Source organism: Actinomycetota bacterium (assembly GCA_035640355.1).
In the GTDB taxonomy this organism is placed as follows: domain Bacteria; phylum Actinomycetota; class UBA4738; order UBA4738; family HRBIN12; genus CALGFI01.
Genome location: DASQWI010000011.1, coordinates 49,113 through 63,720 on the forward strand (window position 1 = coordinate 49,113; position 14,608 = coordinate 63,720).

The following is a 14,608-nucleotide window of genomic DNA, read 5'->3' on the forward strand; positions in this document are numbered from 1 at the left end:
ACCGGAACCGGCGAGGAGACCGCCGGGCCGGCGCACGCGAACTCGATCTGCGTCTTCTCCGGCCAGAATGACGACCCGGACGCCCCGCTAAGCCTCGACTTTGCCGTCGCACCGAATGGCCCCGGCGGCATTGCGCAGTCGTACGGGCAGAACGTGAAGCTAGGCGCCGACCCACACGTGTTCAATCCTGGAGACGCGTGCCGAGGGGGTAGCAACCCCCGTAACCCACCGGACTAGTAAGACAAGGTCGCGTGTTAGCCCCAAGCTGATTGGGGCACCTGGCGGGTTGGCCCGCACTCCGAGGGTCCCGGCTAAGGGACATTTGCGCACGCTGTGGCATGCCGACGTCCTCCTCCTGGCAACCAACGTGGTTTGTTCTCGACGCGGACTAGGAGCCCATTCCCCGGATACATCCACCAACACTGGCGCAGCTCGCCGTCCTCCTCCTCGACCGCGGTAGGTTGCTCAGAACGAACGCAACTCATCCACCACGGTTCATGCCGGCAGGATCGGGAAGGAGGAGACGATGCGCGGTGCAGTGATGCACGGACCCGGCGATGTTCGCGTCGAGGACCGTGCCGACCCCAACATCGTCGAGCCGACCGATGCGATCGTCCGGCTGGCCGCCAGTTGCATCTGCGGTTCGGACCTTTGGCCCTACAGAGGCATTGAAGTCTTTAAGTGGCCCGCGCCGATGGGTCACGAATACGCCGGGACCGTTCAACAGATCGGTCGAGACGTGAGAACGATCGAGCCGGGCCAATTCGTGATCGGCTCGTTCTTCGCCTCGGACAACACGTGCGAGATCTGCAAATCCGGCTACCAGAGCTCATGCCTCCACCGCGAGCCTGTCGGCGCCGAGGGTGCGCAGGCAGAGCTGCTCCGGGTCCCGCTCGCCGACGGAACCCTTGTGGCGACCCCCGATATTCCTGCCGAAGACCTCATCCCGAGCTTGCTCGCCGCCTCCGATGTCCTCGGCACGGGCTGGTTCGGTGCCGTTGCCGCCGACGCAGGACCCGGCCGGACCGTTGCTGTGGTCGGTGACGGTGCGGTCGGTCTGCTCGCCGTGCTGGCCGCTAAGCAGCTCGGTGCGGAGCCGATCATCATCATGAGCCGTCACGAGGACCGGCAGAAACTTGCGCTGGAGTTCGGTGCGACCGAGATCGTGGAGGAGCGCGGTGACGACGGCGTCGAGAGGGTCAAGGAGCTCACGAACGGCCTCGGCGCTCACTCGGTCGTCGAGGCGGTCGGCACGCAGGAGTCGATGATGCAGGCCATCCGCTCCACCCGGCCGGGAGGGCACGTCGGCTACGTCGGGGTTCTTCATGACGTCGACCTCCCCGGCGACGAGATGTTCTTCTCACACGTCCACCTGCACGGCGGTCCCGCGCCGGTGCGCCGCTTCCTGCCCCATCTGGTCGACCTCATCTGGAAGCGGGAGATCGATCCCGGCAAGGTCTTCGATCTCGAACTGCCGCTCGAGCAAGCAGCCGACGGTTACAAGGCCATGGGCGAACGCCGGGCCATCAAAGTGCTGCTGAGCGTCTAGGACATTCTCGAACGCTGGCGCAGGCGGCGATGCTGTTCCGGCGACTGGTCAACACCTTGACAGCAGAGCTGTCAGATCCGTCAAGGTGTTGACACGTCTGACCGACAGTGCGGCCGAGATTGAGGTCCGGATGGGCGCGTCACCAATGAGGCCCTATGAAGTGGTGAGGCCGACACGGGTGCGAACACCCCTTGCGTATGCAAGCTGACACACGTGACCCTGAATGTAGCGTGGACCTCCACACCATCGAGGAGGTCGCATGGAACGGAGCGATCCGTCATACAAGGGTCAGGCCGGGTACAGCCCCCTGCTCCTCGCAATCTACGACGTGTGGGTCCTCAAATTCATGGCCCGCGCTGTTTGGAAGACGCCGATTCCACCGGGGGTTGAGCGTTACCGCCGCCATATGGGCTCTCGGCACCTCGACGTGGGGCCTGGCACCGGATACTTCATCGAAAAGGCTGGGCCGCCCGCGGGGACCGAGATCACCCTCCTCGACCCGAATCCCCATGTCCTGAAGCACGCGTCGCGACGGCTCGCGTCAATGGCACCTGCCACCGTCGAGGCCGACGTGATGAAGCCTCTGCCGGTCGACGGCCCGTTCGACTCGGCGGCGCTCAGTTTCGTCCTGCACTGCCTGCGCGGCCCCATGACGAACAAGGCGACCGCGGTCCGCAACATCGCCGACGTCCTCACGCCCGACGGCGTGCTCTTCGGGGGGACGGTTCTCGGCCTCAAGGAGTCGCACACGCGTCCGGCCCGCGCCTTCCTGTGGGCAGTCAACAAGAAAGGCGACTTCGACAACCTCGAAGACACGGTCGACGGCCTTCGCGGGATTCTCGATGAATCGTTCCGAGACGTAGAGATCGAGGTCGCCGGCTCAGCCGCCTTGTTCTCCGCGACCGCCCCTCGGGCCTGAGGGGCCACCGTTCCGAAGCCCGCCTCATGCGCCGTAGCGCACGACCTTCGCCCTGATCCACGGCGCCGGCGACAGCGGCTGGTACTGGCATCTGGTCGAGTCGGCCCTGCGCGAGCGCGCGTACGACGTGGTGGCCCCGGATCTCCCGGCAGACGAGTCGGCGAACCTGCAGACCTACGCCGACACCGTGATCGAGGCGATCGGTTCGTCGAACGAGCGCCGTGGCGATTGCGTGTCGGACCTGACGGTTCGGTGAGTGACGAATCGGGCGAGCCGCCTACGATCGCGCCGTGACGACGGCGGTCCGTTCCGGGCAACGACCGACGTCCGTCGACGCAGTGTCCCGTGGAGTGGTGGGCTTTGAGGTTGGTCTTCGGTGTCTGCTCGCCGCTGTCGATCGCGGCGATGCCGCCAGTATCGCTGGTCGGTTTGAGATGGTCCTTTTGCGGACTCGCGGGCCGCTGGATTAGCGGTGCCGGCGGTACTGCAGGTCGATGATCCCGTTGCTGGAGGCGGTGCTGGAGACCAGGTCGAGTCGGTAGGACTTGGGGACGCCGTCGAACAGCCGGGTGCCCTCGCCCGCAACGTAGGGGAACAAGCTCAGCTGGAGCTCGTCGATCAGGTCGAGCCGCATGAGCGACCGCCAGAGGGTGACGCCGCCCCAGACCACGATGTGGCCGTCGCCGCCTCGCCTGAGCTTGTCGATCTCTTCTGCCGTGTCACCAGCGGCAATGGTGGTGTTAGCCCACTCGGCCGTCTTCAGGGTCCGGGAGAAGACGACCTTGCGCCCGGCGTTCAGGATGTCGGCGAACGGATGGTCGGTGGCCGTTATCGTCATGGACCTGCCGATGGCCTCGTAGGCGTTGCGGCCCATGATGTGCGCATACGCGCTCTGGAGAAAGTCGAGTTGCGCCGGGTCGTCGGGCTCACGGTTTTCGGGCAGGTCGAAGCAGAACTTCCAAAACTCGGTGCCCTCGTCGGCGAGAAGGCCGTCGAGCGAGTAGTTGAACACCGTCGCTATCAGCTTCCGCATTGATCAGAACTCCATGGTCTGGATCGGACCTCCGTCGGCCGCCCGCTGATCCGCGGCCGCTCGCGATGCTAGGTCGCGTCGGCCGCCCGCTGGAGCTCGGCGACATCGATCTTGCCCATCTTGAGCATCGCCTCCATGGCGCGGCGCGCACGCTCCGGATCGGGATCTCCGACCAGCTCGTTCAGCTGGCGCGGCACGATCTGCCACGACAGCCCGAATCGATCTTTGAGCCATCCGCACGGGCCCGGCTCGCCTCCATCCGCCGTCAGCGCATCCCACAGCCGGTCGACCTCGGCCTGGTCCTCGCACTCGATGACGAACGAAACCGCCTCGTTGAAGCTGAAATCCGGCCCGCCGTTGAGGCCCTGGAAGTGCTGGCCATTGAGCGTGAAGTCGACCGTCAGGACCATCCCGGCGGGCCCGCTGGGCGTGTCGGCGGGGGAGCGCCAGACCTTGTCGACGCCGCTGTCGGGCAGCAGGCTCGTGTAGAACTCGGCGGCCTCCTCGGCCTTACCGTCGAACCAGAGGCAGGGAAATGGGGTGCGCATCTTGTCCTCCGTGAGAGAGCCGTTCGGATTACCTCATCACAGGGTCAGACGGCAAACGGCCCTCACACTCATCGGTGACAGACAGCTCCTCGGATTGGCGGGGTCGCTACCCCCGGATCGGTGGCGGTCGAAGGCCAGGGATCGATACGGCTGGTCGGAGGTCGGCAAGCTGAGTCGACCGCTTCGACGCGAGACCTGGGGCGGGGCCCGTTGACACCTCAACTCGCGGCTCCAAGGGTCTAGTCCGTCGTGGCTTCGAACCTCGACAGGCTGAAAATGATCCGGGAAAAAGGTTGCTGAGATCCTTGCCCGTGTGTAGCTACCACCCGACGTGAATCGTGCTCGAGACCAGTGACGGTCGCGGAACCAGCCCAGCGCTCCTCGCAGGGCTGTCCTATCAATCCGCGGAAATCGAAGCTTGTTGTAGACGCGCCCGCCCAGTTCACCCCGGGGACTATGCCTAAGCTCGCGGCGACGCTGTCAGTCCATTGGGACAGCCTCGGCCCAGAAGAACGGCCCCGCGGTGTGGATCTCAGCGTCCCATCCCATGGCGGTGAGCGTGGACCAGAGCTGCTCCGGGTTCCAGTAGACCTTGACCACCCGAAACGCCCGGCCGTCGCTCACAGTCCGGTACACGACCGGCACCGACGGATCGCCGGCGAAGGTCTCGCGAAACGGATCCCCGTATTTCCAGGCATCCTCGAGCTCATCGACGAAGAAAACGCGTCCCGCCGGGGCGAGGGCCGCTCGCACCGTCGCCCAGAACCGGTCGAAGCCCCCCGGCGGGACGTGCGAGAGCCAGTCGGCGAAGAACACGACGTCGTAGCGTCCGTTGGGTTGCCACGAGAACACATCGGCCAGAACGTAGTGAACTCGAGGATCCCCGCCGGTCTTGATTCGTGATAGCTCGTGCATCTCGGATGAGGAGTCCAGGGCCGTGATGCTCGGGGCGTGACGGAGCAGGTGGATGGTCCAGAGTCCAGTTCCACTGGCGATCTCCAGGACGTTCCCCGTTGGCCGGAACCGATCGAGCGCCATCTCGATCCGTCTCGCATACGCGCCAAGCCGGTCGATCGGGGGCGCTGACGTCACGTCATACTCGGGTGCGCGGACTCGGTAGTACTCCATCTGTTCCCTTATGAGGGCGTCCTCGTCCATGTAGGCCATTGTTGACGCCTCCGCGGGAAGTGTCTCCAGCGGGCCGACAGTGTCTGGATAGCCCTTCATCATCACGATCCGCCCAAAACGCTCCTTGTGCATAGACCAGCGGATGACCGACGGACTCGCGCCGCGCGGGACATGGGCTGGATCGCCTGCTTCAATATTCGCCGTGGCCGCGCCGGCCTTCGTTCTTGGTTCAAGGGCGTCCTGAGGCAAAGGCCGGTATTGACAACCCACGTCGCGCTCGAGGCGACAGGACGGGGAGCCACATTCCATCTGTACAACGAGTCGGATCAATGGCTCTGGGAATGGTCGGTGGACGCCGACGTCTCACCACCAGATTCGCCTGTCCGGGACAGGCTCGAGGCCGAATGCCATTGGGCCGTGGCAGCGATGGAATCTCGGCTGACACTTCCTCGGACATTCCCTCACCTCGCTGAGATTCCAGACGGCATGAAGCGGCTGCCCGGGTGGCCGTGGGACGTCACGGCTCCCAACCCGGATCTCGCGGTGTGAGGCGCTTAGGACGGCCATCTCCATCCGCGTGGAAGAGGTTCCAGAAACGTAGACCCCCGCATACCGGCGATCTCACCAGAATGCAGCTTCAGCCAATACTTCCTCTATGAGGAAAACCGCCGCACGGTTCGAACGGGCGCTCGTTGGAGGGATCGCGGGTTTCATGATCGGGTCGTCGAGCGCATTCACTCTCGCTCTGCTTGTCGCAGCGGTGACCCACCTGTTCGGACGTGAGGTTTTCCTATTCGGTCGGGACGGAGTAGTGGCCGGAGCCATCATCGGCGCGATCGCAGGTACAGCGTTCCGATGGCGCGCTTCAACTGAGCAGTCGTAGTTGCCGAGGCACGCCGCTCGGTTCGGGGAACACCTCGGTACCTTCTCGATCCGCCGACAACGCTCCACGTAGACCTTTCGCATTCAACCCGGCGCCTTTCGCGCCTTAGCGCCCGTAGGCAACCGCCGCCTGGCTCCTGAAGACGGCCGGGCGTGGGTTCGTTCCGGATCCGTCGGCCACGGCGGTTAGGATGCGAGACCCGTTTCACCGTTTGCTCGTCGCGAGGGTTCTTACATGTCTACGACCCGATCGTCGTCGTCCAATCCGTAAACCTCTTTCGCTTCACGTGCGGTCACGATGTCGTCCTCGACGTCGGCGCGGATGAGGTCGGCTTCGCGTTGTCGCGGACTCCCGACGCCGCCGCCGGTGCCCGTGACGAGTCGTACGAGGTCGCCCTTGCGGAGAGGAAGGCGCGCGGCCTTGCCGAACCGCTCGCTCGTGCCGTCGGTGCGGACGACCTCGACGTAGTTGGGCGAGCCATCGTGTCCGCCGTCGACGCCCCACGGTGGATATCGATGGCGCCCGAAACCGACCGTGAGGCTGCCGTCCGACAACATCCGATACTCGCGCACGAGTCCACGCCCGCCCCGGCGGCGACCGGCTCCCGCTTCGACGACGTCGAGGCCGAACCGTTCGACGCGTATCCCGTAGCGCTGCTCGCACACCTCAGCCGCGATGACGTAGGTCTCACCGTCTCCGACGGAGACGAGCCCGCTCTGTCCGTCGGCGACGGCGCTCGCGCCCCAGCCGCCGGCCTGAGGCTCGACGAGAAGCGTGGGCTCGCCGGTGTCGGGGTGCGTGCACGAAATCGCCGTCGCGCACACCGAAACGAAGCTCCCCGCGGTGAGGCGTTCGGGCATGGCCGGCGCCAGTGCTTTCCACACCAGGTCGGTTGCGGCCTCCGTCGCCTCGAAGTACAGGGCAACGGGCGCCGGCCGCTCGGCGGTGAAGATCGTGCCGGGCGGGCAGATCACTTCGAACGGGCTGAACCACGCGTCCGAGCCCGGTTCGTCCGGATCGGTGATCGCTTTGAACACGGTTCGGATGCCCGAGACGAGACCGCTTCGCGTGCAGTTGACCGGGCCGGGCACCTGCGGGTGCGTCCCGGTGAAATCCGCGACGACGCGTTCGCCGTCGATCTCCACGCGGACGCGGATCGGAAACGGGCCGTTGCCGAGGCCGTCGTCGTCGATGAAGTCCTCCGCCTCGTAGATCCCGCGAGGCAGGCGCGCCACGGCCGCTCGGGCGAGCGCCTCGCTTCGCTCGTGCGCGGCACGCATTGCTGCAGTCACGACGTTCACGCTGTAGCGACGGCAGAGCTCGAGCATCCGCCGTTCGGCGACCTCGAGGCAAGCCGCGAACGCCGTCAGGTCGCCGAACGTCATGTCGGGGAGACGGCTGTTCGCTCGGATCACAGCAGCGAGGTCGGGATCGAGTTCACCACCACGCACGACGCGGACGAACGGTAACTGCAGTCCTTCCTGGAAGATTTCCACCGAGTCCGCGGTCCACGAGCCCGGATCCTTGCCACCGACCTCGGTCCAGTGACCCTTCGCCCCGGCGAACGCGACGAGCTCGCCGTCGACAAAGATCGGCCGCACCATCGCGACGTCGGAGAGGTGGCTGCCGCCGCCGGAGTACGGGTCGTTCGTGGCGACGACATCGCCGGGGGCAACGTCCGGGATCCGCTCGAGCGTGTCGCGGACGGCCTCGCCGAGAGGACCGAGGAACCCGGCGATGCCGTTGCCCTGCGACACGAGATCGCCTCGCGCGTCGGTCAGGCCGACGGCGAAGTCGAGCACCTCGTAGATGACGGGACTCTGCGACGTGCGCTGAAGGGAGACGAACATCTCGTCGGTCACAGCAAGGAACGCCTCGCGTAACACGTCCATCGTGAACCGGTCACGCGCCGCGTCGTCGGTTCTCGCGACATCCGTCCGGGTCACGACGTCTCCTCGATGACGAGGTTCGACAGGTCGTCCACCGAGACCACCTGCCCCGGCAGCACCAGCACCGTCGTGGCCGGTTCCTCGACGATGCACGGACCGGTGAGTCGTTCTCCGCGTGCGAGCGATCGTCGCTCCACGACGTTCGCGAGTTGCACGCCTCCGTGCTGGTCGAGGTCGACCTCACGCGGCCGGAGCTCCGGTAGGGAGGCGGCGGGGGTCGTCCACTCCAGACTCTCGTCGCGGGCGGCGGAGACGCTGACGCGCGCCTCCACGATCTCGACGGCGGTGGGAAGGCTGAACGCGTACGTCTCCGTGGACGCGGCGTCGAAATCCGAACGCAGCCGCGCCAACAGGTCGTCGTCGATCGGACCCTCGCCGAGCGGAACCTCGAGCGTGTGCTCTTGGCCGACGTAGCGAAGGCGGGCGAACCGATTGATGCGGCGTTCGCCCGCCTCTTCTTCGAGCTCGGCGGCGGCCTCGCGCTCGAGGGCGTCGAACAGTCGTCCAAGCGGTGCGTGGTCGAGCGGCCCGACGTGTGTTCGGACGGCGTCGGCGCGGAACTCGCCGAGGAGCATGCCGAGAGCGGAGAAGTGACCCGGCGCCGGCGGGATCACCGTGCGAGCTACGCCGAGCTCGCGCGCGAGCAGCGCCGCGTGCAGCGGACCGGCACCGCCGAACGCGACGAACGTGAAATCGCGGGGGTCGTGACCTCGCCGCAACGTCACCAGTCGCAGCGCATGCGCCATCTGCGCGACGACGTACCGGAGGACGCCACGCGCCGCGGACGGAGCATCGACGTTCAGTTGCTGCCCGAGCCGGGCAAGGCTCCGATGCGCCGCGCCGACGTCGAGCGGCATGGTTCCACCGAGGAAGTAGTTGGGGTCGAGGCGTCCGGCGACCAGGTTCGCATCCGTGACCGTCGCGTCGGCGCCACCGCGTCCGTAGCACGCCGGACCCGGATCGGCGGCCGCGCTCCGTGGGCCCACGTGCAGGCCGCCGGCGTCGTCGACCCACGCGATGGAACCGCCTCCGGCGCCGATCTCGACGATCTCGACGACCGGCACCTGGATCGGGTAGCCGGCCGTCTTCGGCGTCCGTTCGACGTGGTGCAGTGTCTCGATCCGAACCCGACCGTCGCGAACGGCCGAGGTCTTCGCGGTGGTCCCTCCGATGTCCAACGTGAGCACGTCCGCCGTGCCGAGCCGTCGTCCGAGCTCCGCGGCGGCGGTGACGCCGGCCACGGGTCCCGATTCGAGGAGGGTGATGGGTGCCGTGACGGCGCGTTCAAACGACGAGACGCCGCCGCTCGACCGCATCGCATAGAGCGGTGACGCGATTCCGGCGTCGCGCAATCCGGAACGGAGGTCGTACAGGTAGTCCGCGACCGTGGGCTTCACGTAGGCAGACAGCACGGCCGTGCTTGTCCGTTCGTACTCGCGCCACTGCGTGCTGACCTCGTGCGAGGCGACGATCTCGACGCCCTTCAGCAGCTTCGATAGGAGCTCGGCTGTTCGGCGCTCGTGGTCCGGGTTGATCCACGAGTGAAGGAAGCAGATCGCGACGGCGTCGATGTCCGCGCGAAGGTGGTCGGCAATTCGCTCGACGCCGACTTTGTCGAGCGGAACGAGGACCTCCCCGCGATGGGAGATCCGCTCGCGCACCTCGAATCGAAACCGCCGGGGCACGAACGGCTCCGGCTTTCGGTAGGAAAGGTTGTACAGGTCGGGGCGGTTCGCCCGTCCGATCTCGAGGACGTCGCGGAACCCCTCGGTTGTCACCACGGCCGTCCGGGCTCCTCGCCGTTCGGTGATGGCGTTGATCACGACCGTGCTGCCGTGGACAAAGGCGCCGACGTCGCGTGGTTCGAGGCCGGAGCGCTCGAGCGCCGAGAGCACGCCTTGCTGGAGGCGCGTCGGCGTCGAATCGGCCTTGGCGAGGAGAAGCTCGCCCGTCCGTGCGTCGACCGCCGCGAGATCGGTGAACGTGCCGCCGATGTCGATCGCCAGCGCTACGGGGCTCTGTTCGGCGCGCATATCGCCTTATACCGCCGCACGACGCTCAGACGTCCTGATCGATCACGTCTCGGGCGAGAGCCGAACGAGCGCGCCGTACGTCTCCGGCCGGCGGTCGCGGTAGAACTGGAACAAGGCGCGGGCCCGCCGGATGGCGCCGATGTCGCACTCGGCGACGAGAACGCCCTCGTCGTCAATCCCCGCCTGCACCAGTACGTTGCCCCATGGGTCGGCCACGAAGCTGCTCCCGAAGAAGCGCAGCACCTCCTCCTGGCCCGTGCGGTTCACCGCGGCTACGAAGACCTGGTTGAACAGGGCCTGTGCCCTGCACGCCGTGATCCACGACTCGCGAGACGAGAACTCCGGCTCGGTCGGCTCGTCACCGATCGCCGTCGGGAACGCGATGAGCTCGGCTCCGCTCAGCCCGAGGCTACGTCCGACCTCGGGGAACCACTGGTCCCAGCACACGGCGAGCCCTACCGCGATCTCCGGTTCGCCTGCAGGGACGACCCGGAAACCGAGATCGCCCGGCGCGAAATAGAACTTCTCCTCGTAGCCGGGGCCGTGCGGGATGTGCACCTTGCGATACTTGCCGAGGAGCGCGCCGTCGGCCGAGACGGCGATCGACGTGTTGAACATCAGGCCTTCGGCCGCGCGCTCAAACACACCTCCGACGACCGTGATCCCGTTCTCCCTCGCCATCTCGGCGATCGCAGTGGCAACCTCGCCGCCTGGGACCTGCTCCGCCAGCGCGTACAGCTCGACATCCATGCGCTGTCCGACGTACCGGTCGGCAAACAGCTCGGGAAGGACGACGACGCCCCCGCCGCTCGACGCGGCCTCAGCGACGAACTTGGACGCCTTGGCCAGGTTGTCTTCGCGCGAGGGCGACATCGCCATCTGCGCGATCGCGACACGGGCGACGCGCGGGCTCCTGCTCATGCCCGTTTCGTGGACCTGGGTATCGGGGTCGTGTAGCCGGGGTCGGGCGTGTAGACGGCGTGCAACTTGACCTCCTCGTCCGAGCGGAACAATCATCCATCAAACGGCCATAGGGAGGGATCGTGAGCGAGACGATCACGGAGCCCGAGGGTCGCAAGCTCTTCACGCGGCAATCATCGGGGCTCGTCCGCGAGGTCAGCGTCACCAACGCGCTGTTCTTCAATACCGCCGCGTTCGTCGGAACCGGGGTGGGCTGGTATCCGGTCTTCTACACGCTCGCGTTCATCCCCGTCGGGTCGGCGCTGTTCACGACGTATGGGTGGGCGGCGATCATCGTCGGCGCGTTCTGCATCCTGCTGGCGTTGATCTTCGCGTCGTTGTCGAGCGTCATGCCGCGCTCAGGCGGCGACTACGTGTTCACCAGCCGGCTGATCCCAGGTGTCGGCCCGTTCCTCGGTTGGGTCGAGTCGTTCACGCTCGTGATGGCGTCGATCGCCATCATCGCGTTCGAGGTGCCGATCGTTCTGCGGAACCTCCAGATCACGGGCCGGATCATCGGCATCGGTACGGGCAGCGACTTCTTCGAGCGGGCGAACGGGTGGTTCGCGCGCGACGGCGTCATCATCGGATGGCCCGGGTTCATCGGCGCGCTGCTTGTTCTAGCGCTCATCTTCTGGGTGGTGATCCAGTCCACACGCCGGTTCCACCGCATCGTCACGGGGCTCGCCGTCGTCTCGCTCGCATCGGCCGTCGCCATGTTCTTGTTCGGACTGATCTCCATCAGCAAAGGAGCGTTCGAGTCGAACCTTCCGCGGTTCGCCGACGGCGTGACCGTCGCCGACCTGCAGCAGGCGGCCATCGACAACGGCTTCAAGGGAGACAGCGTCGGGATCTTCCCCATCTCGGTCTTCGCCTTCATGGCGGCGATCCTTCTGCTCAATTTCATCGGCTTCCAATACAGCGCATACATCGCCGGTGAGGTCACCGGCAACGTGCGGCGTGGGATCCTCATCGCGTTGCTCGGCGCCCTCGGGATCGCCGTGGTAATGAGCAGCGTGTACACCGACTTCCTTTCGCACCGCATTGGGCTGGACACGCAGCTCGGATGGGGCGGGCTGTTCTGGCTGGGTGATCCGTCGCTCCCGCTCGGCCAGCCGAACTCGCTCCCGCTGCTCGCTTCGATCTCGCGTCCCGGGCTGTGGCCGATCTGGGCAGCCGTCTCCTTCGGCGGGGCGATCTTCCCGTTCCTACTGTGTCCTGTGTACCTGAACTTCATCGGCCGCCTTGGGCTCGCGTGGAGCCTGGACCGTCAGGTTCCCGAATGGTTCGGCAACGTGAGCGAGCGCCTGCGCGCGCCGATCAACGCCATCCTGACGGCGCTTGGGGTCGCGGTCGTGTTCGCCATTCTCCAGAACTTCGCACTTCTGCCGACGAGCGTCGCGCCGCCCGACGGTCACCTCAACCTCGTCGCCACGCTGTGGTTCAGCATCCTCATGGCCTTCCTCACGTGGTTCATGCCGGGGATCAACGCCCTCGTCGGGCCGTTCGCGCGCCGAGACCTGCTCCGGAACGCACCGTGGCGTTCGTGGCTCCCGGTGTTCGGGATCGTGTGGGTGGTGTTCGCCGGCGTTCTGTTCTGGTTCGCCGGATTCAAGCCGATCATCGACGCGCTCGGCGCGGGCGAGGAGTCGACCCTCGATTACCTGAACCGGACCGGCATCACGTTCACTCTGATCTTCTTCGGACTCGCGATCATCGTGTACGTGATCCAGGCCCTCCGCCGACGGGCTCAGGGTGTCGACGTCGCCATGATGTATCGAGAGATCCCGCCAGAATAGGTCTGGTGGGAAAGGACACCGTCCGCCTGTACGTCGTCTCCGACATCCACGCCTCGGAGAAGGCGTGGCGCAAGATGCTGAACGCAGCCCGCTCGGGCATGTACAAGGCCGACGCCGTCCTGTACGCGGGCGATCTGACCGGCAAGGCGATGGTCCCCGTCGTGAAGACCGGCGACGGCTTCGCTGCGGAGATCGCCGGCCGCAGGCGGATCGTTCGTTCCGAGGACGAGCTGGAGAGACTCGAGCAAGACATCGCGAACCTCGGCTACTACGCGTTCCGCACGACGGAGGACGAGATGGAATCGCTCCGCTCGGATCCGGGCGGGCTCGCGGAGCGGTTCCGAACGGAGATACAAGGTCGGGTCCGGGCGTGGATGCGCCTTGCAGCCGAGCGTATGGAGGGCTCCGGCGTGCCGATCTTCCTCATCCCCGGCAATGACGATCCCTACGAGATCGACGAAGCACTCGCGGAGAGCGAGTACTGCGCCAACGTCGACGGACGGGTGGTCGACATCCCCGGCGGCCTGCAGGTGATCGGCTCGGGCAAGTCGAACCGCACGCCTTGGAGCACGCCGCGCGAGGTCGCGGACGACGACTTCCGCGAGGAGCTGACGAAGTTGACCGATGAGGCGCGCGATCCGCAGCGCACGATCTTTCTGATCCATTGCCCTCCGTACGACTCCGGCCTTGATCGCGCGCCGCTGTTGGACGCCAACCTCCGGCCGAAGGCCTCGGCCGGCGACCTGCTGCGCGGCCCCGTGGGGTCGACCGGCGTCCGGCAGGCCATCGAGGAATACGCTCCGCTGCTCGGGTTGCACGGCCACATCCACGAGTCGGGCGGCGAGGCGAGGATCGGGGCGACACTCACCGTGAACCCGGGGAGCGAGGCGGCGTTCGGTGTTCTCCGCGGGTACCTGATCGACGTGGGCCCCGACGGCGTCGAGCGCGCGTTCCGGGTCGAAGGCTAGGTTTCGCTCCGATGGCGGAGCGCGAGACTCCCGACCTGCTTCCACGCGCGCTGGGGCTGATCGAGGCCGCGGCGGCGGAAGACATTCCGCTCCGGCTCGTCGGCGGTTTCGCTATCCGGGTCCTCTGTCCGATGTTCACGCCCCGGATACGCGATCGTCAGGACCTCGACCTGGCGTCGGTATCGGACGTGCGACGGCGGCTGACCGACTTCCTGGTCGAACTGGGCTACGAGCCGGACAAGCGGTTCAACGCGCTCTACGGGCACAAGCAGCTGTACTTCGTCGCGTCGGACGGCGTCACGGTCGACGTGCTGGTCGACCGGCTCGACATGTGCCACGTGCTTCCGTTCAAGGATCGCATCGCCCGCATGCCGACGACGCTCGACGTGACCGACGTGCTGTTGTCGAAGCTGCAGATCGTCGAGCTGAACGAGAAGGACGTGCAGGACGTTCTGTACCTGCTCTCGGCGTTCGAGATTTCGGACAGCGACGAGCCCGGCACGATCGGTCTCTCGCGGTTCGAAGAGATCCTGCGCGATGACTGGGGCTGGTGGCGAACAGTGACGGGCAACCTGGACCACATCCGGCAGCTCGCCACGGGCCCGTCGGCCGGGTTGATCCCTCCGAATGCCGAGCGCGATCCGGTCGAGCAGATCGACGCATTAGCTCGTGCGGCGAGAGACGTCCCCAAGACGCTCCGGTGGCGGGTGCGCTCAAAGGTCGGTGAGCGCAAGCGCTGGTACCAGCTTCCGGAAGAGGAAGGCCACGACTGAGCGGCCGTCACCTCAACGTTCCGATGCATCCTCGTCTTCGGTCGTCGACTTCGCTAATGGTTGCTA

The 14,608-nt window shown here is 66.3% G+C and carries 12 protein-coding genes; 6 read left to right on the plus strand and 6 right to left on the minus strand.

Features of this window, described 5'->3' with window-relative positions:
• Nucleotides 1-526: 526 nt before the first annotated feature.
• The 3 genes from VFA08_05600 to VFA08_05610 all read left to right on the plus strand — a co-directional run bounded on the left by VFA08_05600 (nucleotide 527) and on the right by VFA08_05610 (nucleotide 2,724).
• Nucleotides 527-1,549: a zinc-dependent alcohol dehydrogenase family protein gene (locus VFA08_05600; GenBank protein ID HYZ13065.1), complete on the plus strand. Its 1,023-nt coding sequence runs from the start codon at nucleotides 527-529 to the stop codon at nucleotides 1,547-1,549.
• A gap of 259 nt (nucleotides 1,550-1,808) precedes the next feature.
• Nucleotides 1,809-2,468, plus strand: coding sequence for a class I SAM-dependent methyltransferase (locus VFA08_05605; protein HYZ13066.1), 660 nt, complete (start codon nucleotides 1,809-1,811; stop codon nucleotides 2,466-2,468).
• 55 nt (nucleotides 2,469-2,523) lie between these two features.
• Nucleotides 2,524-2,724, plus strand: coding sequence for a hypothetical protein (locus VFA08_05610; protein ID HYZ13067.1), 201 nt, complete (start codon nucleotides 2,524-2,526; stop codon nucleotides 2,722-2,724).
• A gap of 210 nt (nucleotides 2,725-2,934) precedes the next feature.
• Here VFA08_05610 and VFA08_05615 read toward each other — a convergent pair whose 3' ends face one another.
• The 6 genes from VFA08_05615 to VFA08_05640 form a co-directional block, all read right to left on the minus strand.
• Nucleotides 2,935-3,501 (minus strand): dihydrofolate reductase family protein, encoded by a 567-nt coding sequence (locus VFA08_05615; protein HYZ13068.1) that lies wholly within the window; start codon nucleotides 3,499-3,501, stop codon nucleotides 2,935-2,937.
• A gap of 68 nt (nucleotides 3,502-3,569) precedes the next feature.
• Nucleotides 3,570-4,049 (minus strand): VOC family protein, encoded by a 480-nt coding sequence (locus VFA08_05620; protein ID HYZ13069.1) that lies wholly within the window; start codon nucleotides 4,047-4,049, stop codon nucleotides 3,570-3,572.
• A gap of 480 nt (nucleotides 4,050-4,529) precedes the next feature.
• On the minus strand, nucleotides 4,530-5,309 hold the full coding sequence (locus tag VFA08_05625; protein HYZ13070.1) for a class I SAM-dependent methyltransferase: 780 nt from the start codon (nucleotides 5,307-5,309) through the stop codon (nucleotides 4,530-4,532).
• A 981-nt stretch (nucleotides 5,310-6,290) separates the two neighbouring features.
• Nucleotides 6,291-8,006, minus strand: a complete 1,716-nt coding sequence (locus VFA08_05630; protein ID HYZ13071.1) for a hydantoinase B/oxoprolinase family protein — start codon at nucleotides 8,004-8,006, stop codon at nucleotides 6,291-6,293.
• On the minus strand, nucleotides 8,003-10,042 hold the full coding sequence (locus VFA08_05635) for a hydantoinase/oxoprolinase family protein (protein HYZ13072.1): 2,040 nt from the start codon (nucleotides 10,040-10,042) through the stop codon (nucleotides 8,003-8,005). The genes VFA08_05630 and VFA08_05635 overlap by 4 nt, the downstream gene beginning before the upstream one ends.
• A gap of 42 nt (nucleotides 10,043-10,084) precedes the next feature.
• Nucleotides 10,085-10,963, minus strand: coding sequence for a nitrilase-related carbon-nitrogen hydrolase (locus tag VFA08_05640; protein HYZ13073.1), 879 nt, complete (start codon nucleotides 10,961-10,963; stop codon nucleotides 10,085-10,087).
• Between the two features lie 122 nt (nucleotides 10,964-11,085).
• Between VFA08_05640 and VFA08_05645 the strand changes: the two genes are divergently transcribed.
• From VFA08_05645 to VFA08_05655, 3 genes are read left to right on the plus strand one after another with little or no spacing between them, the layout of a single operon-like run.
• Nucleotides 11,086-12,801, plus strand: a complete 1,716-nt coding sequence (locus tag VFA08_05645; GenBank protein ID HYZ13074.1) for an APC family permease — start codon at nucleotides 11,086-11,088, stop codon at nucleotides 12,799-12,801.
• Between the two features lie 5 nt (nucleotides 12,802-12,806).
• On the plus strand, nucleotides 12,807-13,769 hold the full coding sequence (locus VFA08_05650; GenBank protein ID HYZ13075.1) for a phosphoesterase: 963 nt from the start codon (nucleotides 12,807-12,809) through the stop codon (nucleotides 13,767-13,769).
• A gap of 11 nt (nucleotides 13,770-13,780) precedes the next feature.
• Entirely contained in the window at nucleotides 13,781-14,542 is a 762-nt protein-coding gene (locus VFA08_05655; protein HYZ13076.1) for a hypothetical protein, read from the plus strand.
• Nucleotides 14,543-14,608 lie beyond the last annotated feature (66 nt).

Coding starts and splice junctions, on each gene's coding strand:
- VFA08_05615 (HYZ13068.1), bottom strand. CDS start 3,501: ATGCGGAAGCTGATAGCGACGGTGTTCAACTACTCGCTCGACGGCCTT.
- VFA08_05600 (HYZ13065.1), top strand. CDS start 527: ATGCGCGGTGCAGTGATGCACGGACCCGGCGATGTTCGCGTCGAGGAC.
- VFA08_05635 (HYZ13072.1), bottom strand. CDS start 10,042: ATGCGCGCCGAACAGAGCCCCGTAGCGCTGGCGATCGACATCGGCGGC.
- VFA08_05620 (HYZ13069.1), bottom strand. CDS start 4,049: ATGCGCACCCCATTTCCCTGCCTCTGGTTCGACGGTAAGGCCGAGGAG.
- VFA08_05655 (HYZ13076.1), top strand. CDS start 13,781: ATGGCGGAGCGCGAGACTCCCGACCTGCTTCCACGCGCGCTGGGGCTG.
- VFA08_05640 (HYZ13073.1), bottom strand. CDS start 10,963: ATGAGCAGGAGCCCGCGCGTCGCCCGTGTCGCGATCGCGCAGATGGCG.
- VFA08_05605 (HYZ13066.1), top strand. CDS start 1,809: ATGGAACGGAGCGATCCGTCATACAAGGGTCAGGCCGGGTACAGCCCC.
- VFA08_05625 (HYZ13070.1), bottom strand. CDS start 5,309: ATGCACAAGGAGCGTTTTGGGCGGATCGTGATGATGAAGGGCTATCCA.